Annotated in this window: 18 protein-coding genes and 1 tRNA gene; 9 read left to right on the top strand and 10 right to left on the bottom strand. The window is 70.9% G+C overall.

Annotated features, from left to right (window positions below):
• Positions 1–135 precede the first annotated feature (135 nt).
• The 4 genes from ACIDOF_RS29835 to ACIDOF_RS29820 form a co-directional block, all read right to left on the bottom strand.
• Entirely contained in the window at positions 136–966 is an 831-nt protein-coding gene (locus tag ACIDOF_RS29835) for an MBL fold metallo-hydrolase (protein ID WP_409009261.1), read from the bottom strand.
• Positions 963–1,856 (bottom strand): NUDIX hydrolase, encoded by an 894-nt coding sequence (locus tag ACIDOF_RS29830; protein WP_409009260.1) that lies wholly within the window; start codon positions 1,854–1,856, stop codon positions 963–965. The genes ACIDOF_RS29835 and ACIDOF_RS29830 overlap by 4 nt, the downstream gene beginning before the upstream one ends.
• Before the next feature lie 92 nt (positions 1,857–1,948).
• Complete coding sequence (locus tag ACIDOF_RS29825; protein ID WP_409009259.1) at positions 1,949–2,416, bottom strand: RidA family protein; 468 nt, start codon at positions 2,414–2,416, stop codon at positions 1,949–1,951.
• Positions 2,413–2,574, bottom strand: a complete 162-nt coding sequence (locus ACIDOF_RS29820; protein ID WP_003975360.1) for a DUF4177 domain-containing protein — start codon at positions 2,572–2,574, stop codon at positions 2,413–2,415. The genes ACIDOF_RS29825 and ACIDOF_RS29820 overlap by 4 nt, the downstream gene beginning before the upstream one ends.
• A 142-nt stretch (positions 2,575–2,716) precedes the next feature.
• Here ACIDOF_RS29820 and ACIDOF_RS29815 point away from each other — a divergent pair, with 142 nt between their 5' ends.
• Together ACIDOF_RS29815 and ACIDOF_RS29810 are read left to right on the top strand one after the other, a co-directional pair.
• Complete coding sequence (locus tag ACIDOF_RS29815) at positions 2,717–3,685, top strand: ArsA-related P-loop ATPase (protein ID WP_409009258.1); 969 nt, start codon at positions 2,717–2,719, stop codon at positions 3,683–3,685.
• Complete coding sequence (locus tag ACIDOF_RS29810) at positions 3,682–4,950, top strand: ArsA family ATPase (RefSeq protein WP_409009257.1); 1,269 nt, start codon at positions 3,682–3,684, stop codon at positions 4,948–4,950. The genes ACIDOF_RS29815 and ACIDOF_RS29810 overlap by 4 nt, the downstream gene beginning before the upstream one ends.
• Before the next feature lie 36 nt (positions 4,951–4,986).
• Here the strand turns inward: ACIDOF_RS29810 and ACIDOF_RS29805 are convergent, their stop codons facing one another.
• Complete coding sequence (locus tag ACIDOF_RS29805) at positions 4,987–5,349, bottom strand: WhiB family transcriptional regulator (protein WP_409009384.1); 363 nt, start codon at positions 5,347–5,349, stop codon at positions 4,987–4,989.
• A 476-nt stretch (positions 5,350–5,825) separates the two neighbouring features.
• Between ACIDOF_RS29805 and ACIDOF_RS29800 the strand changes: the two genes are divergently transcribed.
• A complete protein-coding gene (locus ACIDOF_RS29800; protein ID WP_409009256.1) occupies positions 5,826–8,060 on the top strand; it encodes a transglycosylase domain-containing protein in 2,235 nt (744 codons plus the stop codon).
• A 159-nt stretch (positions 8,061–8,219) separates the two neighbouring features.
• Here the strand turns inward: ACIDOF_RS29800 and ACIDOF_RS29795 are convergent, their stop codons facing one another.
• On the bottom strand, positions 8,220–8,684 hold the full coding sequence (locus tag ACIDOF_RS29795) for a GatB/YqeY domain-containing protein (protein ID WP_409009255.1): 465 nt from the start codon (positions 8,682–8,684) through the stop codon (positions 8,220–8,222).
• Between the two features lie 76 nt (positions 8,685–8,760).
• Here ACIDOF_RS29795 and ACIDOF_RS29790 point away from each other — a divergent pair, with 76 nt between their 5' ends.
• The 3 genes from ACIDOF_RS29790 (at position 8,761) to ACIDOF_RS29780 (ending at position 10,870) form a co-directional block, all read left to right on the top strand.
• Positions 8,761–9,705: a metallophosphoesterase gene (locus tag ACIDOF_RS29790; RefSeq protein ID WP_409009254.1), complete on the top strand. Its 945-nt coding sequence runs from the start codon at positions 8,761–8,763 to the stop codon at positions 9,703–9,705.
• A 176-nt stretch (positions 9,706–9,881) separates the two neighbouring features.
• A complete protein-coding gene (locus ACIDOF_RS29785; RefSeq protein ID WP_409009253.1) occupies positions 9,882–10,757 on the top strand; it encodes a Pr6Pr family membrane protein in 876 nt (291 codons plus the stop codon).
• 39 nt (positions 10,758–10,796) lie between these two features.
• Positions 10,797–10,870, top strand: a tRNA-Pro gene (locus tag ACIDOF_RS29780).
• Positions 10,871–11,010: 140 nt separating this feature from the next.
• On the opposite strand, the gene ACIDOF_RS29775 is transcribed toward ACIDOF_RS29780, so the two are convergent.
• Genes ACIDOF_RS29775 through ACIDOF_RS29765 form a run of 3 tightly spaced genes read right to left on the bottom strand, consistent with a single transcriptional unit; the run spans position 11,011 to position 14,922 of the window.
• On the bottom strand, positions 11,011–13,080 hold the full coding sequence (locus ACIDOF_RS29775; protein WP_409009252.1) for an iron ABC transporter permease: 2,070 nt from the start codon (positions 13,078–13,080) through the stop codon (positions 11,011–11,013).
• Positions 13,081–13,084: 4 nt separating this feature from the next.
• Positions 13,085–14,065 (bottom strand): ABC transporter substrate-binding protein, encoded by a 981-nt coding sequence (locus ACIDOF_RS29770; protein WP_409009251.1) that lies wholly within the window; start codon positions 14,063–14,065, stop codon positions 13,085–13,087.
• Positions 14,062–14,922: an ABC transporter ATP-binding protein gene (locus ACIDOF_RS29765; protein ID WP_409009250.1), complete on the bottom strand. Its 861-nt coding sequence runs from the start codon at positions 14,920–14,922 to the stop codon at positions 14,062–14,064. Before ACIDOF_RS29765 ends, ACIDOF_RS29770 begins: the two co-directional genes overlap by 4 nt.
• A gap of 539 nt (positions 14,923–15,461) precedes the next feature.
• Here ACIDOF_RS29765 and ACIDOF_RS29760 point away from each other — a divergent pair.
• Positions 15,462–15,899 carry a hypothetical protein gene (locus tag ACIDOF_RS29760; RefSeq protein WP_409009249.1) on the top strand — a complete coding sequence of 146 codons (438 nt, stop codon included), beginning with the start codon at positions 15,462–15,464 and terminating at the stop codon, positions 15,897–15,899.
• Positions 15,900–16,014: 115 nt separating this feature from the next.
• Here ACIDOF_RS29760 and ACIDOF_RS29755 read toward each other — a convergent pair whose 3' ends face one another.
• Entirely contained in the window at positions 16,015–16,554 is a 540-nt protein-coding gene (locus tag ACIDOF_RS29755) for a flavoprotein (RefSeq protein WP_409009248.1), read from the bottom strand.
• Between the two features lie 114 nt (positions 16,555–16,668).
• Between ACIDOF_RS29755 and ACIDOF_RS29750 the strand changes: the two genes are divergently transcribed.
• Both ACIDOF_RS29750 and ACIDOF_RS29745 read left to right on the top strand, forming a co-directional pair.
• On the top strand, positions 16,669–16,830 hold the full coding sequence (locus ACIDOF_RS29750; RefSeq protein ID WP_409009247.1) for a hypothetical protein: 162 nt from the start codon (positions 16,669–16,671) through the stop codon (positions 16,828–16,830).
• Between the two features lie 271 nt (positions 16,831–17,101).
• Positions 17,102–18,985, top strand: coding sequence for a S9 family peptidase (locus ACIDOF_RS29745; RefSeq protein WP_409009246.1), 1,884 nt, complete (start codon positions 17,102–17,104; stop codon positions 18,983–18,985).
• The last annotated feature ends 13 nt before the right edge of the window (positions 18,986–18,998 follow it).

Below are 18,998 nucleotides of genomic sequence, written 5' to 3'. Positions count from 1 at the left end.
TGCGGGGTTCCACCGGTTGCGGCCGGTGGGCCCCGCTTCTGCTTGTCGGGCCTGTGCGCGGTCGTTGTGGCTGAGGTCTTTGCGCCGTTCCCCGCGCCCCCATCAACAGGCCCCGCCGCGCCCCTGTCGGCGGGCTCAGATCAGCCCGTGCTCCCGCAGATACTCCAGCTGGGCTCTGACCGAGAGTTCTGCTGCGGGCCAGAGGGAGCGGTCGACGTCCGCGTAGACGTGGGCGACCACCTCGGACGGGGTGCGGTGGCCGTTCTCGACCGCTGTTTCCACCTGGGCGAGGCGGTGCGCGCGGTGGGCGAGGTAGAAGTCGACGGCGCCCTGGGCGTCCTCCAGGACCGGGCCGTGGCCGGGAAGCACCGTGTGCACGCCGTCGTCCACCGTCAGGGACCGCAGCCGGCGCAGTGAGTCCAGGTAGTCGCCGAGGCGGCCGTCGGGGTGCGCCACGACCGTCGTACCGCGGCCCAGGATCGTGTCGCCCGTCAACACCGCCCGGTCGGCGGGGAGATGGAAGCTCAGCGAGTCCTCGGTGTGGCCGGGCGTGGGGACGACACGGAGTTCGATGCCGCCGGTCGTGACGACGTCGCCCGCGCCGAGCCCCTCGTCGCCGAGGCGGAGCGCCGGGTCGAGGGCCCGGACCTTCGTACGGGTGAGCTGCGCGAAGCGGGACGCGCCCTCCGCGTGGTCCGGGTGACCGTGTGTCAGGAGCGTGAGGGCGATCCGCTTGCCCGCCTGCTCGGCCACGCCGATGACCTGGCGCAGGTGGTCGTCGTCGAGCGGGCCGGGATCGATGACGACAGCGAGGTCGGAGTCCGGTTCGGCGACGATCCAGGTGTTGGTGCCGTCCAGGGTCATCGCCGACGGGTTGGGCGCGAGGACGTTGATCGTACGGGCGGTGGCGGGGCCGGTGAGGACCCCGCCGCGCGGCTGTCCGGGGAGGGCGGCGGCGTCGGTCATGCGGAGGGTCCCTCGGCGTTCGGGCCGTCGTGCGCGGCCGGGAGGTGCTTGGTGAACTCTTCGTGCCCCGGCCAGGCGAGCACCAACTCGCCGTTCTCCAGGCGGGCCTGGGCCAGGACGGGGGTCAGGTCGCGGTCGTCGGCGGCGCCGAGAGCGGTGCCGGCCTTGTCGTACGCGTCGAGCTGGCGGAGCGTGGCGACCGTCGGCGGCATCATCAGGAGGTCGCCGCGGCCGTACCCGGCGAGGGCCTCCGCGGGCCGTACCCACAGCGTGCGGTCGGCCTCCGTGGACACGTTGCGGGTGCGCTGGCCCTCGGGGAGCGCGGCGACGAAGAACCACGTGTCGTAGCGCCGGGGCTCGAACTCGGGGGTGATCCAGCGGGTCCAGGCGCCGAGCAGGTCGCTGCGCAGCACCAGGCCGCGGCGGTCGAGGAACTCGGCGAAGGAGAGGTCGCGGGCGACGAGCGCCTCGCGGTCGGCCTCCCAGCCGGCGCCCGTGGTGTCGGAGACGACCGAGTTCCCGTTCGGTCCGGCGAGCAGCACGCCCGCCTCCTCGTACGTCTCGCGGACGGCGGCGCAGACGATCGCCTGGGCCTCCGTCTCCGAGGTGACGCCGAGCCGCCGAGCCCACTCGGCCCGGCCCGGTCCCGCCCAGGCGACGAGCCGCTCGTGGTCGCGCGGGTCGACGCCGCCGCCCGGATAGGCGTACGCGCCTCCGGCGAAGGCCATGGAGGCGCGTCTGCGCAGCATGTGGACGGCGATGCCGTCGGCGGTGTCCTTGAGGAGCATGACCGTGGCCGCCCGGCGCGGCCGCACCGGGGTCAGGGTGCCGTCCGCGAGTGCGCGAATACGGTCCGGCCACTCGGGGGGATACCACTGCCCATTCGCCATGGCCGGAGGCTATCCGCTGTGGCGCGGATGTTCGAGGGGCGGCCGTGGATCACGGCCGCCCCTCGTCCCGTACTGCTCGTACTGCGGATGTGTCAGTCCTCGAGCTCGACCTGCAGCTCGACCTCGACCGGCGCGTCCAGCGGCAGGACCGCCACGCCGACGGCGCTGCGCGCGTGCACGCCCTTGTCGCCGAGGACCTCGCCGAGCAGCTCGCTGGCGCCGTTGAGCACCGCGGGCTGGCCGGTGAAGTCGGTCGCCGAGGCCACGAAGCCGACGACCTTCACGACGCGCTTGATCCGGTCCAGGTCACCGGCGACCGACTTGACCGCCGCGAGGGCGTTCAGGGCGCAGGTGCGGGCCAGCTCCTTGGCGTCCTCCGGGGTGACCTCTCCGCCGACCTTGCCGACCTGCGGAAGCTTGCCGTCCACCATGGGCAGCTGCCCGGCGGTGTACACGTACGCCCCGGACTGCACCGCCGGCTGGTACGCGGCGAGCGGCGGGACGACCTCCGGCAGGGTCAGGCCGAGTTCGGCGAGCTTCGCCTCCACCGCCCCGCTCATGCCTGCTTCTCCCGCTTCAGGTAGGCCACCAGCTGCTCGGGGTTGTTGGGGCCGGGGACGACCTGGACGAGCTCCCAGCCGTCCTCGCCCCAGGTGTCCAGAATCTGCTTCGTCGCGTGCACGAGAAGGGGCACGGTCGCGTATTCCCACTTGGTCATACGGCCGACTGTAATGCCTGCCGCAGACGCGCCGGGGACGGGCTCCTGGCCGCCTTAAACCTGCCGGCGACGTAACCGACCTCACCGTGGTGATCGGACCCGGAGCCGCCGACGGGCGGGCCGAGGAATTAGGCTCGAATACGTGAGCAGGCTCCAGGTCGTCAGTGGCAAGGGCGGTACCGGTAAGACCACGGTGGCCGCCGCGCTCGCGCTCGCGCTCGCTACCGAGGGCAAGCGGACGCTCCTCGTCGAGGTCGAGGGCAGGCAGGGCATCGCGCAGCTCTTCGAGGCGGAGGCCCTGCCGTACGAGGAGCGGAAGATCGCGGTCGCGCCGGGCGGCGGCGAGGTGTTCGCGCTGGCCATCGACGCCGAGTTGGCGCTGCTCGACTACCTCCAGATGTTCTACCGCCTGGGCAGCGCGGGCCGCGCCCTGAAGAAGCTCGGCGCGGTCGACTTCGCGACGACGATCGCCCCGGGCGTACGGGACGTGCTACTGACCGGCAAGGCCTGCGAGGCCGTCCGCCGCAAGGACAAGCAGGGGCGGTACGTCTACGACCACGTGGTGATGGACGCGCCCCCGACCGGCCGGATCACGCGGTTCCTGAACGTCAACGACGAGGTGGCGGGCCTCGCCAAGATCGGCCCGATACACAATCAGGCGCAGGCGGTGATGCGGGTCCTCAAGTCCCCCGAGACCGCTGTGCACTTGGTGACACTGCTCGAGGAGATGCCGGTCCAGGAGACCGTCGACGGCATCGCCGAGCTGCGGTCCGCGGGCCTGCCGGTGGGCCGGATCCTGGTGAACATGGTGCGGCCCGCGGTGGTGGACGTGCCGGTGCCGAAGGACGTGCGCCGCGCGGACCTCGCGAAGGCGCTGTCCGGCGTGGGGCTCGGCGGGGCGCGCAAGGGCGGCCTCGCGGAGCAGCTGGTCGACCCGCTGCTCGCGCAGGCCGCGGAGTACGAGGAGCGGGTCGCCCTGGAGCGGGGGCAGCGCGGGCTGCTGACCGAACTGGGCCTTCCCGTGCACGAGTTGGAGCTGCTCACCGAGGGCATCGATCTGGCCGGGCTGTATCGGCTGGCCACGGACTTGCGCGAGCAGGGGGTCGCATGACGCTGGATCAGGCACCGTCCCTGGAGGTCGATCCGCTGATCGACGACCCGAGGACGCGGATCATCGTGTGCTGCGGCGCGGGCGGCGTCGGCAAGACGACGACGGCGGCGGCGCTCGGCCTGCGGGCGGCGGAGCGGGGCCGGAAGGTCGTGGTGCTGACCATCGACCCGGCGCGCAGGCTCGCCCAGTCCATGGGCATCGACTCGCTGGACAACACTCCGCGCCAGGTGAAGGACGTGGACGGCGGCGGCGAGCTGCACGCCATGATGCTGGACATGAAGCGCACGTTCGACGAGATCGTCGAGGCGCACGCGGACCCGGAGCGGGCCGAGGCCATCCTCAACAACCCCTTCTACCAGTCGCTTTCGGCGGGCTTCGCGGGCACGCAGGAGTACATGGCGATGGAGAAGCTGGGGCAGCTGCGGGCCCGGGACGAGTGGGACCTGATCGTCGTCGACACTCCCCCGTCGCGTTCGGCGCTCGACTTCCTGGACGCGCCGAAGAACCTGGGCTCGTTCCTGGACGGCAAGTTCATCCGCGTCCTGATGGCGCCGGCGAAGGTCGGCGGGCGGGCCGGGATGAAGTTCCTGAACGTCGGCATGTCCGTGATGACGGGCACGCTCGGCAAGCTGCTCGGCGGCCAGTTCCTGAAGGACGTGCAGACGTTCGTGGCAGCGATGGACACGATGTTCGGCGGTTTCCGCACGCGCGCGGACGCGACGTACCGGCTGCTGCAGGCGCCGGGCACGGCGTTCCTGGTGGTGGCGGCGCCGGAGCGGGACGCGCTGCGGGAGGCCGCGTACTTCGTGGAGCGGCTGGCCGCGGAGGAGATGCCGCTCGCGGGCCTCGTCCTCAACCGGGTGCACGGCAGTGGCGCCGCGCGGCTGTCGGCCGAGCGGGCACTGGCCGCGGCGGAAAATCTTGACGAGCCTCGCATTGTGGATCAGGAGGCCGGGAAAGAACTGCGTAACTCTCCCGATTCCACGGCCACTTCAGGCGCTACGACCACTCCGGAAGTGACCGCCGCACAACAACCGGAAGCGACCGCCGCACAACAACTCGCCGCCGGGCTCCTGCGGTTGCACGCCGAACGCATGCAGCTGCTCGCTCGTGAACAGCGCACGCGCGATCGCTTCACCGCGCTGCACCCGGAGGTCCCGGTCACCGAAGTGGCCGCCCTGCCGGGCGATGTCCATGACCTCGCCGGCCTGCGCGACATCGGCGACCGTCTGGCGTCCGCCAACGGTCCGGCCGGGGCGACCTGAGCCGGTGCCCAGGCCTGCCCCCGCTCGTCCGGCCGGCTATCCCACTGCGGCGTACGTCTCGTAGTGCTCCTGCTCGTGGACTTCGTCGAGCTCGTCGACGTCCACGGGGAGGATTCCCGCGCTGCGTTCGTACTCCGTACGCGCGGTCTCCAGGAGCCGGCGCCAGGAGGTCACCGTGGGACGCCTGCGCAGCAGCGCGCGGCGTTCCCGCTCCGTCATTCCACCCCACACGCCGAATTCGACGCGATTGTCCAGCGCATCGGCCAGGCACTCCGTGCGCACCGGACATCCGGTGCACACCGCCTTGGCCCGGTTCTGCGCTGCTCCTTGAACGAACAGTTCATCCGGATCGGTAGTGCGGCAGGCCGCCTGCGCACTCCAGTCGGTTACCCAGCCCATACCGGCGCCGTCCTCTCCCGAATCGAGGCTCCCCCACGGCGGCAGCGGCATATTCACCGCCGCCAGTTGAGGACGTTACGGAAGGTGGGCACAGCGCAACACCCCCTTCGGGCCCAATCTTGAATGGCCCGAACGGACTATGCGTAGGCGGCAGATCACCCGACGGAGTGAGCCGGAGACATGCGCGACTATCCCCGGCGAAACGGGACAACTCTCTTGAGTCACAACGGACATCCGCAGATGGATGCGGCGGATTCGGGCACCGCTACCGCCGGATTCGGGAACGGCGGGGTACGGATGCGCTGCTGATGCGGAACCGCGCTGTTGTGACAGCGACAACCAGCTTAGGCCAAGGCGTTACGCCTGTCCGGCGATTCGGAACGTAGGCCTTTGACCAGTGCTTTCGCTCCCGCCGTAGGTGTGCTTAGCGGGTGTGCTTACGGGAACAGCCTTGACCACGGATTAGGCTGCCTCCCATGGGAAACAAGCGCTCGGGCGGAGGCCTGTCCCCGGCCCAGCAGGCAGCCAAGTTCCTCGGTGTCAGCGCCCTCGCGGGAGCTGTGCTCGCCGGCATCGCCCTGCCCGCGGCAGGCGCGCTCGGCCTGGCGGCGAAGGGCTCGGTCGAGGAGTTCGACGAGATCCCGGCCAACATGAAGCGGCCACCGCTCAGTCAGCGCACGACGATCCTGGACAGCCAGGGCGGCACGATCGCCACGGTCTTCTCGCGCGACCGCACCCTGGTCGACCTCAAGGACATCTCGCCGTACATGCAGAAGGCGATCGTCGCGATCGAGGACTCGCGGTTCTACGAGCACGGCGCCGTCGACATGAAGGGCATCCTGCGCGCGGTCAACGAGAACGCCCAGTCGGGCAGCGTCTCGCAGGGCGCGTCCACGCTCACGCAGCAGTACGTGAAGAACGTCTTCGTCGAGGAGGCGGGCGACGACCCGACGAAGGTCGCCCAGGCCACCCAGCAGACCCTCGGCCGCAAGATCCGCGAGCTGAAGTACGCGATCCAGGTCGAGCAGGAGCTGGGCAAGAAGAAGATCCTGGAGAACTACCTCAACATCACGTTCTTCGGGCAGCAGGCGTACGGCATCGAGTCCGCCTCCCAGCGCTACTTCTCCAAGTCCGCGAAGGACCTGAAGCTGGAGGAGGCCGCGCTGCTCGCCGGAATCGTCCAGTCCCCGAGCCGGTACGACCCGGTCAACGACTCGGAGGAGGCCAAGAAGCGGCGCAACGTCGTGCTGCAGCGCATGGTCGCCACCCGGGACATCACGCAGGAGGAGGCCGACGCGGCGAAGAAGAAGCCGGTCGCGCTCGAGGTCAGCCGCCCACGGCAGGGCTGCATCACGGCCACGCGCGGCGCCGGGTTCTTCTGCGACTACATCAAGAAGGCGTTCCTGAACGAGCCGTCGTTCGGCGACACCCGCGAGGACCGGGCCGACCTGTGGGCCAAGGGCGGGCTGAAGATCCGTACGACGCTCGACCCGCAGGCGCAGGAATCGGTGCAGGCGGCCATAAAGGACAACGTCCGCCAGAACGACCAGGTCGCGACGGCGGTCTCGATCGTCGAGCCCGGCACCGGCAAGATCCTCGGCATGGGCCAGTCCCGCCCGTACGGCTCGGACGTCAACAAGAACGAGACGGTCCTCAACCTCTCCGTGGACGAGCGGATGGGCGGCGGCGCGGGCTACCAGCCGGGCTCCACGTTCAAGCCGATCGTCGCCGCGGCCGCCATCGAGCAGGGCAAGTCGCCGACGCAGAAGTACCGTTCGCCGTACGAGATGCCGTACCCGAGCCCGGTGACGACCTGTTCCGGGAACTGGACGAACACGCAGAACGAGAAGCTGGCCAACGAGAACGAGTCGGAGGTCGGCCCGTACGGCATGAAGGAGGCGACCGCGAAGTCGGTCAACACCTACTTCGTGGAGCTGATCAGCGAGATCGGCATCTGCCCGGTGACGTCGATGGCCGAGAAGATGGGCGTCAACCGCGCGGACGGGCAGCAGATGGCGCAGGCCCCGTCGATCGCGCTGGGCACGCAGGAGATGTCGCCGCTGACGATGGCCGCGGCGTACGCGACGTTCGCCAGCCGGGGCACGTACTGCACGCCGATCGCGATCGAGGCCGTCACCGACGCGGACGGCAAGTCCCTGCCGGTGCCGAAGTCCAAGTGCAACCGGGCCATGTCGCCGAAGACCGCCGACACCGTCAACACGCTCCTCAAGGGCGTGGTCGAGGACGGCACGGGCAAGCAGGCCGGCCTCGGCAGCCGCCCCAGCGCGGGCAAGACGGGTACGACGGACTTCCGTTACGCGGCCTGGTTCGTGGGCTACACGCCGAACATGTCCGGCGCGGTCTGGGTCGGCGACCCGGACCACAAGCGCCAGATGACCGACATCATCATCGGCGGCAGCTACTACGACAAGGTCTACGGCGGTGAAGTCCCCGGCCCCATCTGGAAGGCGGCGATGGCGGGCGCCCTGACCGGCAAGCCCGCACCGGACTTCAACCTCGTCGACATCCCCAAGGACAAGCCGAAGGACGGGGAAGAGGAGGAGCACGAGGACGACCAGAAGCCGGGCAAGCCGAAGCCGGACGAGGACAACCCCTGGCCGGACTTCACGCTTCCGCCGGACGTCCTCGGCGGCGGGGGCAACGGCGGCGGGAACGGCGGCGGCAACGGGCGGTGGCCGCAGGCGCGTTGAGGTTCCGCTGCCGCTGACGCGCTTCTGACGGAAAGTCCGACGGAAAGAGGGCGCCCCCTGGAGGTGATTCCAGGGGGCGCCCTCTTCGTGCGTGCCGCCGCCTCGGTGGCTTCGCGCGTGCCGCCCGGGCGGCGGCGTACCTGCGTACCGTGGGTGCGGTCAGCCCGCGAGGAGCTGCTTGACGACCGCGGCGACGCGGCCGCCCTCGGCCTGGCCGGCGACCTTCGGGTTCACGATCTTCATGACCTGGCCCATCGCGCGCGGCCCCTCGGCGCCGGCGGCCTTCGCCTCCTCGACGGCCTGGGCGACGATGTCCCTCAGCTCGTCGTCACTCAGCTGCTTCGGCAGGTACGCCGCGAGGACGTCGCCCTCGGCCTTCTCGCGCTCGGCCTGCTCGGCACGCCCGCCCTTGGCGAAGGCGTCCGCGGCCTCGCGGCGCTTCTTCGCCTCGCGGGTGATCACCTTCTGCACCTCGTCGTCGGAGAGCTCGCGGGCGGACTTGCCCGAGACCTCCTCCTTCGTGATGGCCGCCAGGGTCAGCCGGAGAGTGGAGGAGCGCAGCTCGTCGCGCTCCCTGATCGCCGCGGTGAGGTCTTCCTGCAGCTTGGACTTGAGCGTGGTCATGACTCAAGTGTCGCAGGTGCGCGGTACGTGACGCCCACTGATTTCTCGGCGGTGCCGCTTCTGCGACGATGGGCGCATGCGCGCGCGATACGGAGTACCTCTGGGAATCACCGCGGCCACGGCCGCCGGTCTGGTGTACGCGGCCGGGTTCGAGGCCCGCTCCTTCCGGCTCCGACGGGTCACGGTGCCGGTGCTTCCGGACGGGATGCGTCCGCTGCGGGTGCTGCAGGTCTCCGACATCCACATGGTCAGCGGGCAGCGCAAGAAGCAGCGCTGGCTGCAGTCCCTCGCCGGCCTGCGCCCCGACTTCGTCATCAACACCGGCGACAACCTCTCCGACCCGGACGGCGTGCCCGAGGCCCTGGACGCGCTCGGCCCGCTGATGGAGTTCCCCGGCGCATACGTCTTCGGCTCCAACGACTACTACGGCCCCAAACTCCGCAACCCCGCCCGGTACTTGATCGAGAAGCTGCAGGGCCGGCACGGCCTGAACGGCAACGCGCCCGCCGTCGGCGTCATCCACAACCCGTGGGAGGAGCTGCGCGACGCCTTCGACGCGGCGGGCTGGGTCGGCCTCAACAACGCCCGCGGGACGCTGAAGATCGACGGGTACGAGATCGGCCTCACCGGCGTGGACGACCCGCACATCAAGCGCGACCGGTACGCGCGGGTGGCCGGCGGTCCCGAGTCGGGCGCGGACTTCTCCATCGGCGTCGTGCACGCCCCGTACATCCGCTCCCTCGACGCCTTCACCGCCGACGGCTACCCGCTGATCCTCGCCGGGCACACCCACGGCGGGCAGCTCTGCATCCCGTTCTACGGCGCGCTCGTCACCAACTGCGACCTGGACACCGACCGGGTCAAGGGCCTCTCGCGGCACTCGGCCGGCGGCCACGACTCGTATCTGCACGTCTCGGCGGGCTGCGGCACGAACCGATACACCCCGGTCCGCTTCGCCTGCCCCCCGGAGGCGACGCTGCTGACGCTGACGCCTCGGTCGTCCGACTGGCATCGGGGTTGAGGGGTCCGCTGGCGGCGCCGGTTGAGGGTTTCGGCCGCGTCGCGGTTGAGGGGGCTTGGGCTGGCGCCGCGGTTGAGGGGGCCTCGGCCGGCGTCGCCGCCGTGGGTTGCGGCCGGCGTCGCGGTTGAGGGTGCGGTGAGGGCCTCGGTCCGCGGGGCCACGCTTACCGTTGGGGCATGAATGTGCCTTTTGCGGGGGATCGGTCGGAGGCTGCTGAGGACGGGGCGGGGCGGGAGCCGGTGGCGGAGCCGGTGGCGGAGCCGGTGGCGGAGCCGGTGGCGGCAGCCCCCGGGCCGGGTCCGAGGGGCGCCTTCGGCGCAGGCCCCGCTGACCTCGCTGAGGCCGACCTCGCAGGGGCCGACGCTCGCCGCCCGCTTACCGCCTCCGCCTGCGCACTGATCGCCCTCGCCGCCCTGACCGGCATCGTCATCTACCTCTTCCTCGGCAGTCCGCTGCGCGTGCTCTCCTACTTCACGGTGCAGAGCAACATCGCCGTGGCCGCGGTGCTCGCCGGCACGGCCGCCCGCGCGTGGGCCGGACGCCCGCCCCTACCCGCCTGGGCCCTCGGCGGCACGACCCTCTTCATCTCGATCACCGGCCTCGTCTACCACCTGGTCCTCGCCGACGCGGACAGCCGCTTCTCCATGACCAACGGCGCCGGAGTCGAACCCTCCGGCCCCTGGCACACCGCCGCGAACGACCTCTTGCACACGGTCACGCCCATCGGCACGGCCCTGATCTGGCTGCTCCTGACCCGCCCCGGCGCCTTGCGCCTCCGCCACGCGGGCCTGTGGATGCTCTACCCGCTGGCCTACCTGCTCTTCGCCCTCACCCGCGGCGCCCTCCTGCCCCCGGGCTCCCCGGCGCGTTACCCGTACCCCTTCGTCGACGTCGAGCAGCACGGGTACGCAGGCGCCCTCGGCAACTCCGTGATCTTCGGCCTGCTCTTCTACGCCCTGGCCCTCACCCTGGTCGCCGTGGACCGGATCCGCCCCGACCTGAGCCCTCGCAAGAACCGGATTTCGTCTACGGGCGCCGGTCCGCTAAAGTAATCGATGTCGCCGCGACGTGGTCAAACACAGCAGCGACATCGGGGTGTAGCGCAGCTTGGCAGCGCGCTTCGTTCGGGACGAAGAGGTCGTGGGTTCAAATCCCGCCACCCCGACAGCCGTAACAGCAGGCAAGGGCCTGATCCGCTTCGCGGGTCGGGCCCTTTCTGTATTTGGTACGCGGGTGCACCGGGGGGGGGCAGATGGGTCGGTTGCCCGCAGCCCATGGCGGGTGGTGCGGGCAACCGAAGACGCGCTAGCGGCGGCTACGGACCAGCAAGTACAGGAAGTACGGCGTGCCGATCGTCGCCGTCATCAGGCCCGCGCCGAGCTGGCCGGGGGCTATCGCCGTACGGCCGATGAGGTCCGCCGTGCAGACCAGGAGCGCGCCCAGCAGGATCGCGACCGGAACCACGCGGGCGTGCTGCCGGCCGACCAGGGCGCGGGCCGCGTGCGGGGCGACCAGGCCGACGAAGCCGATCGTGCCCGCCGCGGCCACGGCGGTCGCGCTCAGCAGGACGGCGACGACCAGGAAACCCAGGCGACCGCGGCCCAGATCGAGGCCGAGGAGCCGTGGCGTGTCCTCGTCGAGCGACACCAGGTCGAGTTCGGTGCGGCGCGACACCGCGACGGCCACGCCGACCGCGAGGACGACCGCGAGGGGCGCCGCGTCGGCGAACGTACGGCCGTAGGTGGAGCCGGAAAGCCAGGTCAGGGCCTTCGTGGCGTTGAACGGGTCGGTGAGGATGATCAGCATGCTGGTCAGCGCGGACGCGCCGGTCGCCATGCCGAAGCCGACGAGGACCAGTCTGTTCTGCCGGAAGCCGCCGCGCGCTGCGAGCCCGAAGACCAGCACCGAGCTGATCGCGGCGCCGACGAACGCCCCGGCCGCCACACTCCACGAACCCGCCAGCGGCACCGTCGTCACGAGCAGCACCGCCCCCAGGGCCGCACCGTTCGTGACGCCCAACACCCCTGGTTCCGCAAGGGGGTTGCGGGTCACGGCCTGGATCAGCGTGCCCGCGAGGGCGAGGGCCGCGCCCGCGAGCAGGGCGGCGACGACGCGGGGCACGCGGGTGTCGAGCACGAAGGAGACGGTCTGACCCGCCCTGCCCTGAGCCCAGTTGAGGACATCGCCGAGGAGGAGCTTGCTGTCGCCGAGGAGGACCGAGGCGATGGTCACGCCGACGAGCAGGGCGACCAGGACGGCCGTCGTGACGAGGAAGACGGTTCTGCTGCGGATCCGCAGCCGCTCCGCCGACGCCGCTTCGGCCGTGTCCTTGATCCGCGCGGCCATGACGATCAGGAAGGTCGCGCCGACGAGGCTCGTGACCACGCCGGTCGGCACGGCCACCGAGGTCTCCGCGGACACGGCGGCCCGCAGCAGCACATCGGAGCCGAGCACGAGGGCAGCGCCCGTCAGCCCCGCGAGCGGCAGCCGCACACGCGACTTCGTGAACGCGTGAAACCTGCGCGCCAGGAACCGTACGAGCGCCGGGGCGCAGAGGCCGACGAAGCCGATGGGGCCGACGAGCGTGACAGCCGCCGTCGACATCAGGGCCGCCAGGACCACCGCGACGATGCGGGTCGAGCGCACGGAGACGCCGACACCGCGCGCCGCGTCGTCCCCCAGCGCGAGGGCGTCGACTCGGCGGGATATGAGGATCAGGCCGACGAGTCCGAGCGCGCCGATCGGGGCCATCTGCAGCACGCCGTCGAAACCGTTCTGGGCGATGCTGCCCTGGTTCCACTTGTAGATGCCCTCGGTCTGTTCCGGGAACAGCAGGAGCAGCCCCTCGGTGACAGCGGTGAGTCCGAGGGTGAGGGCGCTGCCCGCGAGGACCAGCCGTACGGTGCCCGCGCCGAGGCCGGAGAGACCGAGCACGACGGCGGCCGCCGCCAGCCCGCCGATGAACGCCACGCCGGAGGAGGCGAACAGCGGCAGGGAGATTCCGGTTGCGGCGGCGAGGGCGAGCGCGAAGTACGAGCCCGCGTTGACGGCGAGGGTGTCGGGCGAGGCCAGGACGTTGCGGCTGACCGCCTGGAGGGCGGCGCCCGCCATGCCGAGCACGGCGCCGACGAGCAGGCCCGCGGTCATTCTCGGCAGCCGGGACGCGATGACGACGGCTGCGTCGCTCGCGTCCGCGCGGCCGGTGAGCGCCTTGACGACATCGGAAGCGCCGACCGCCGCGGTGCCCTGGGTGATGTCCACGACCGCCAGCGCGGCGACGAGGACGAGAAGGGCGGCCGTCACCGCAACCGCGCCCGCCCGGGAGGGGGTTGCGGCTGTCGACGGACGGGTCGGGGTGGTTGCGGTGACGGCCATGGTGCTACTTCGTCAGCGCCTCGACGACGGAGTCGACGTACTGGTTCATCGACTCGGGACCGCCGAACATCCAGATGCCGTCGGGCAGTCGGTGGACGTTGTCCTTCTTCACGAACGGCAGCGAGGTCCACACCTTGTCCTTGGCGAGCTTGCCGGTGAACGGCGTGCTGGCCTTGTCGCCGTCGTTGCCGATGTACGCGAAGTGGGTGTCGTCGCTGAGCTCGGTGAGGCCCTCGACGTCGGTGGCGCCGAGGCCGTACGCCTTGTCGCCCTTGACCTTCCAGGCGTTCTTCAGGCCGAGCTCCTCGTTGACGGCGCCGACGAGGGAGCCGCTCGTGAAGGGCCGGATGGAGACCTGGTTGGAGGTCACGTACCCGTCGGCGAAGGCGAAGTCGGCGCCCTTGAGGTCGGCCTTCGCGAGCTTCTTCCTGCCCTCGGCGAGCTTCGCCTCGAAGTCCTTCTTGAGCTCGGCGGACTTCTCGGTGGTGCCCGTGGCCTCGGCGATGAGGTCGAGGTTCTTCGTCATCTGCCCGATCGGGTCCGCGGCGTCGGCGGGCTTGACCGCGAGCACCGGGGCGACCTTGCGCAGCTGCTTCACGGCGGCCTCGGGGAGGTCCGTGGTCGCCACGATGAGGTCGGGCTTGACGGACGCGACGGTGTCCATGCTGGGCTCGCCGCGCGTGCCGATGTCCTTGGGGCTGTTCTTCAGCGGTACGGCGGTGTCCCAGGTCTTGTAGCCCTTGACGTCGGCGACGCCGGCCGGGTCGACGCCGAGCGAGATCAGGCTCTCGACGACGTTCCACTCCGTGCCGACGACCTTCTTCGCCGGGCCGTCCAGCTTCACCTTCGCGCCGGTGGCGTCGGTGAGCGTGATGGGCTCGGCGCCCTTCTTCGCGTCGTCGGCGGCCGGCTCGGTGGTGCCGCAGGAGGTCAGGGTGAGCGCCGCGGCGGAGGCCACGGCGGCGGTCAGGAGGAGGCGTCTCATGAGGGGACGTTCAGCCTTTCGGTTCGGGTGTGATGCCGGCCGATCGCACGAGTGCGCAGCCGTCCTGTGAGGGGGTCTGTGTCGACTTCGATACGGATGCCGTACGTGTCGGTGAGGCGCTCGGCCGTCAGGACCTGCTCGGGGACGTCGTCGGCGACGATGCGTCCCTGGCGGAGCAGCACGATCCGGTCGGCCACGGCGGCGGCCTGGTCCAGGTCGTGCAGGACCACGCCGACGGCGATGCCGTGGTCGTCCGCCAAGTCCCGCATGAGGTCGAGCAGTTCGACCTGGTAGCGCAGGTCGAGGTAGGTGGTCGGTTCGTCGAGGAGCAGGACGCCGGTCTCCTGGGCGAGGCAGCCGGCGAGCCAGACTCGCTGCAGCTGTCCGCCGGAGAGGTGTTCGGCGCCGCGGTCCGCGTACTCCGCGACGCCGGTCAGGGCGAGCGCGCGGTCCACGGCTTCCCGCCCGCCGGGGTCCGCCTTGCCCCAGCGTCCGCGGTACGGGTAGCGGCCGAACTCGACGACGTCACGCACCGTCAACCCGCTGGGCGTGGGGCGGGCCTGGGTCAGCAGGGCCACGTAGCGGGAGAACTCACGGGTCGTCAGGGCGAGGCCGTCGGTGTCGGAGTCGAGGGTCAGTTGCGCGTTCCGCGGGCGCTGGAGCCGGGCCATGGTGCGCAGCAGCGTCGACTTCCCGCTGCCGTTCGGGCCCACCAGCACGGTCACTTCGCCCGGGCGCAGGCTCACCGACGCGTCGTGCAGGACATCGGCACCGTCGTACGCCACGGTGACGCCCGTCGCCGACAGCGCGTGGCCGCGTACAGGGGTGGCCTCGGAGGTCTCTTCACCAACTCTCACGACGCGAAGGTTAGCCTAACCTAATGAACGGTTGAAGAGGGGTAGTCGGTTCTACGCAAGAGGGGTTCTCGCCAAGTTCACGGCTCCCAAGATCCGGATTCCGGCCACTCGGCGATTACGAGCCGTCGAATTCTCGCCTTCGCCAGATCTTCACATGCGGGCGTTTCAGCCCCACTTCGTGCGGGTGTGTAACACCCCGGCCCCTAGTGCCGCTGAACGGAATGCGGCACGTCCACGAAACGGCCGTGAGCGGCACAACCGGGGTCTTCTCCTGTGGGGGGTGGCGGCCCCGGTTGTGCGCATTTCGCAACCGAGCCGCGAACGATCTGTGCCGCGGAGTACCTCTCCCAGTTGCGTACGCCCCGGAATACAGGCGCATCCGTGTAACGCACCGGCCGCTTATCGGCGCTGAGGGCAGTGCGGGCGGCGCCCCGCGAAACGAGCCACGGCAGCCGGCTTCTGACGGAACTCCCGGACGAAGACGCCGGCCGTGGTTCCTCTCTGTATCCGAGGCGTGCATACGCCGGATTGGTAACCCCGTGAGTGACACCGAACCCATGCCCCGGCAGCCGCACAACGGCCCCGCCCCGTACGGTCACGCACCCGCACCCGCACCCGGCCACGGGCCGTACCCCGCGCCCGCTCCGGCTCCGGCCCCGCAGCCGGCCTACGGCGGCCGCCGCGAACGCCCCCGTGACGGCTCCGGACAGCGCCGCACGGCTCTCGTGGTCCAGGCGATCGGCGACATCGCCGCCGGTTTTCTCGCGCTCTGGATCGTGCTGTACCTGCTCGACGCCAACCGAGCGAACCCCTTCGTGGAATTCGTGCAGGGCACGGCCGAGTGGTTCGGCTGGTGGGCCCAGGACATCTTCACGATGGAAGTCGAATGGCTTCGCATTCTGCTCAACTACGGCCTCCCGGCTGTGATTTACCTGGCGCTGGGCCACGGCATAGCCACGTGGCTGCGCCGCCTCTGAACCCGGCTGCGCCGCCGCTTCCGAAATAGGCCCCTTCCGTGGGGCGTCAACTTCCCGGCGCGGGCGAGGAATTACCGCCCGCGCCGGTCCCTTCATCGCGCCACCGCGGAACCGATCACCGCGCCCTCGCGGAAGGAAGGGCGTCGAGCACGCGCTCCCAGGGGAACGCGTCGGCGCCCGGCAGCGGAGTGCCGTCGGCTATCGCCACGCCCATCCCCCGCAGTCTCTCCAGGCTCGCCGCGTACGCGGGATGCGCTGCCAACTGCGCGTTCACACACGGCAGTACGGCTGTGGGGACGCCGCTTCCGTACGCCTCGCACAGGGTGGCCACGGCCAGGGTGTCGGCCATGCCGGCCGCCCACTTGTTGACCGTGTTGAACGTGGCCGGGGCGACCGCGATCGCGTCCGGGTCCGGCAGCGGCCTGGGGTCGCCCGGGGCGCGCCAGGCCGAGCGGATCGGCCAACCCGTCTGCGCCTCGACGGCTTCCGCGTCTATGAAGCCGAGGCCCTGCGGGGTGGCGATCACGCCCACGTCCCACTGCCGTTCCTGGGCAGCGGTGATCAACTTGCCGATGTCGGCGGCGACTCCGGCCGCGCAGACGACGACGTACAGGAAGGGTTTGTCAGTCACGGTTCGCGTCTTTCGTGAGGGCATCAGTGCAGGTCAGCGTTGCGCGTGTGGGCTTGGACCAAGGTCGAGATGCCGATGGGGGCGGCCGGGGGGACAGTGGGTTAGGTATGACGCTCCGATGCGAGGAGGAGAGTGGACATGCCCAAGAACGCCCACGGGCATCCGAAGGACCCCCAGCACTCGAAGCTCTCCGCACAGCAGGCGCGGGAGAAGGGCACGCGGCCCGAGATGAAGTCGATCTCGGCGAAGACGCGGGGGATGCAGCAGAAGTCCCAGGCGCGCCGCCAGGGCAACCGCTGAGAGGCCGCCGCCCGCCCGAGCTCGAACCCTCGAACCACGGTCGTCGCGAATGATCACCGCCAGGGGCCTGACCCGCACGCCGGGTCGGGCCCCCGGCCATGTCGTATGCACTCAGTTCCGAAGTCATGCTGCGAGTCTGCAGCCGGGGGCCGACATTCCGGTTCGGCGGTGGGGAGTTGTCCACAGCCGGTGTGATTAGTTGCCCGCAGAGTTATCCACAGGCTGAGGGCCTCGGCGGCGCTCTGTCGGTCGGGCCAGGCAGTATGGGGCCATGACTGCGGAGATGCCGGACTGGCCGGACTGGGAGAAGCGCTTCAGGGCGCCGCGTGTGTCGCTGCCCGAGTGGGCGGAGGACGCGCCGGACCGCTCGCTGTTCGTCTCGAACGCGACGGGGACATTCGAGCTGTACGCATGGGACCGGGCCACGGGCGAGCAACGCCAGGTCACGGACCGGCCGAACGGTACGACGGACGGCGTCCTGAGCCCGGACGGCCAGTGGATCTGGTGGTTCTCGGACACGGACGGGGACGAGTTCGGCGTGTGGATGCGCCAGCCCTTTGCGGGCGCAGCGGGCGATAGGTCGGGCGCGGCCGGGCAGACGTCGGGAGACGGGGCCGGCGAGGCCGACGGTTCGGACGTGGGCGGGGCGGACGAGCCGGCGACCCCGGGACTTGAGCCCTCGTATCCGGCGGGCCTGGCCATCGGCCGGGACGGCAGAACGGCCGTCGTGGGCCGGTCCACGGACGAGGACGGCTCCACGATCCATGTCGTGCGCGCGGGCGAGGCGCCGGTGGAGATCTACCGTCACCGCGAGTCGGCGGGCGTCGGGGACCTGTCGTACGACGGGACGCTGATCGCCGTCGAGCACACCGAGCACGGGGACGCGATGCACTCGGCGCTGCGCGTGGTCCGGCTCGACGGCAGCACGGTCGCCGAGCTCGACGACTCGAAGGGCGGCGTGGAGGAGCTGGGCCTCGAGGTGCTGGGCTTCGCTCCCGTCGAGGGGGACACCCGCCTGCTCGTCGGGCACCAGCGGCGCGGGCGCTGGGAGCCGATGATCTGGGACGTCGCCACCGGCGAGGAGCTGGACCTGGCCCTCGAACTGCCCGGTGACGTGGCGGCCGAGTGGTATCCGGACGGTTCGGCGCTGCTCGTCGTGCACAGCTTCGAGGCGCGCAGCGAGATGTTCCGGTTCGACCTGGCGGAGCGCGAGCTGATCGAGGTGCCCACGCCGAAGGGCTCGGTGTCGGCGGCGACGGCACGGCCGGACGGCACGGTGGAGTACCTGTGGTCGTCCGCTGCGGAGCCGCCGCAGGTGCGGTCGACGACGGGTGCGGTGGTGCTCGACCCGCCCGGCATGAAGGCTCCGGGCTCGGTCCCGGTGACGGATGTGTGGGTCGAGGGCCCGGGCGGCCGGGTGCACGCGCTGGTGCAGCGGCCGGAGGGCGAGGGCCCGTTCCCGACGATCTTCGAGGTCCACGGCGGTCCGACCTGGCACGACAGCGACGCGTTCGCGGCGGGCCCGGCGGCCTGGGTGGACCACGGGTATGCGGTGGTGCGGGTCAACTACCGCGGTTCGACGGGCTACGGCAGGGAGTGGACGGACGCGCTCAAGCACCGCGTCGGGCTCATCGAGCTGGAGGACATCGCGGTCGTCCGGGAGTGGGCCGTCTCCTCCGGTCTGGCGGACCCGGAGAAGCTGGTGCTGTCCGGCGGTTCGTGGGGCGGGTACCTGACGCTGCTCGGCCTCGGCACGCAGCCGGACGCGTGGGCGCTCGGCCTGTCGGCGGTGCCGGTCGCGGACTACGTGACGGCGTACCACGACGAGATGGAGGCCCTGAAGTCGATGGACCGCACACTGATGGGCGGTACGCCCGAGGAGGTCCCCGAGCGGTACGAGGCGTCGTCGCCCCTGACGTATGTGGACCGCGTCCGGGCGCCGCTCTACATCTCGGCCGGCGTGAACGACCCGCGCTGCCCGATCCGCCAGGTCGAGAACTACGTGGACCGGCTGGCGGCGAGGGACGCGGTGCATGAGGTGTACCGGTACGACGCGGGGCACGGCTCGCTGGTCGTGGAGGAACGGATCAAGCAGGTCCGCCTGGAGCTGGACTTCGCGACGAGACACCTGGGGGTCAGCCCTTACCGGGCCTGAGGAGGGCGTGGGG

The organism is Streptomyces sp. Da 82-17 (assembly GCF_046098215.1).
Classification (GTDB): Bacteria; Actinomycetota; Actinomycetes; order Streptomycetales; family Streptomycetaceae; genus Streptomyces.
Note: the sequence above shows the minus strand (reverse complement) of the source record. Positions and strands in the feature narration are given on the sequence as shown.

Bases quoted from the DNA above. Each gene is read 5' to 3' on its own strand.
- ACIDOF_RS29775 (WP_409009252.1), bottom strand. From the start codon at position 13,080: ATGGCCGTCACCGCAACCACCCCGACCCGTCCGTCGACAGCCGCAACC.
- ACIDOF_RS29755 (WP_409009248.1), bottom strand. From the start codon at position 16,554: ATGCCCTCACGAAAGACGCGAACCGTGACTGACAAACCCTTCCTGTAC.
- ACIDOF_RS29820 (WP_003975360.1), bottom strand. From the start codon at position 2,574: ATGACCAAGTGGGAATACGCGACCGTGCCCCTTCTCGTGCACGCGACG.
- ACIDOF_RS29825 (WP_409009259.1), bottom strand. From the start codon at position 2,416: ATGAGCGGGGCGGTGGAGGCGAAGCTCGCCGAACTCGGCCTGACCCTG.
- ACIDOF_RS29830 (WP_409009260.1), bottom strand. From the start codon at position 1,856: ATGGCGAATGGGCAGTGGTATCCCCCCGAGTGGCCGGACCGTATTCGC.
- ACIDOF_RS29745 (WP_409009246.1), top strand. From the start codon at position 17,102: ATGACTGCGGAGATGCCGGACTGGCCGGACTGGGAGAAGCGCTTCAGG.
- ACIDOF_RS29800 (WP_409009256.1), top strand. From the start codon at position 5,826: ATGGGAAACAAGCGCTCGGGCGGAGGCCTGTCCCCGGCCCAGCAGGCA.
- ACIDOF_RS29785 (WP_409009253.1), top strand. From the start codon at position 9,882: ATGAATGTGCCTTTTGCGGGGGATCGGTCGGAGGCTGCTGAGGACGGG.
- ACIDOF_RS29835 (WP_409009261.1), bottom strand. From the start codon at position 966: ATGACCGACGCCGCCGCCCTCCCCGGACAGCCGCGCGGCGGGGTCCTC.
- ACIDOF_RS29810 (WP_409009257.1), top strand. From the start codon at position 3,682: ATGACGCTGGATCAGGCACCGTCCCTGGAGGTCGATCCGCTGATCGAC.
- ACIDOF_RS29750 (WP_409009247.1), top strand. From the start codon at position 16,669: ATGCCCAAGAACGCCCACGGGCATCCGAAGGACCCCCAGCACTCGAAG.
- ACIDOF_RS29805 (WP_409009384.1), bottom strand. From the start codon at position 5,349: ATGGGCTGGGTAACCGACTGGAGTGCGCAGGCGGCCTGCCGCACTACC.
- ACIDOF_RS29795 (WP_409009255.1), bottom strand. From the start codon at position 8,684: ATGACCACGCTCAAGTCCAAGCTGCAGGAAGACCTCACCGCGGCGATC.
- ACIDOF_RS29790 (WP_409009254.1), top strand. From the start codon at position 8,761: ATGCGCGCGCGATACGGAGTACCTCTGGGAATCACCGCGGCCACGGCC.
- ACIDOF_RS29770 (WP_409009251.1), bottom strand. From the start codon at position 14,065: ATGAGACGCCTCCTCCTGACCGCCGCCGTGGCCTCCGCCGCGGCGCTC.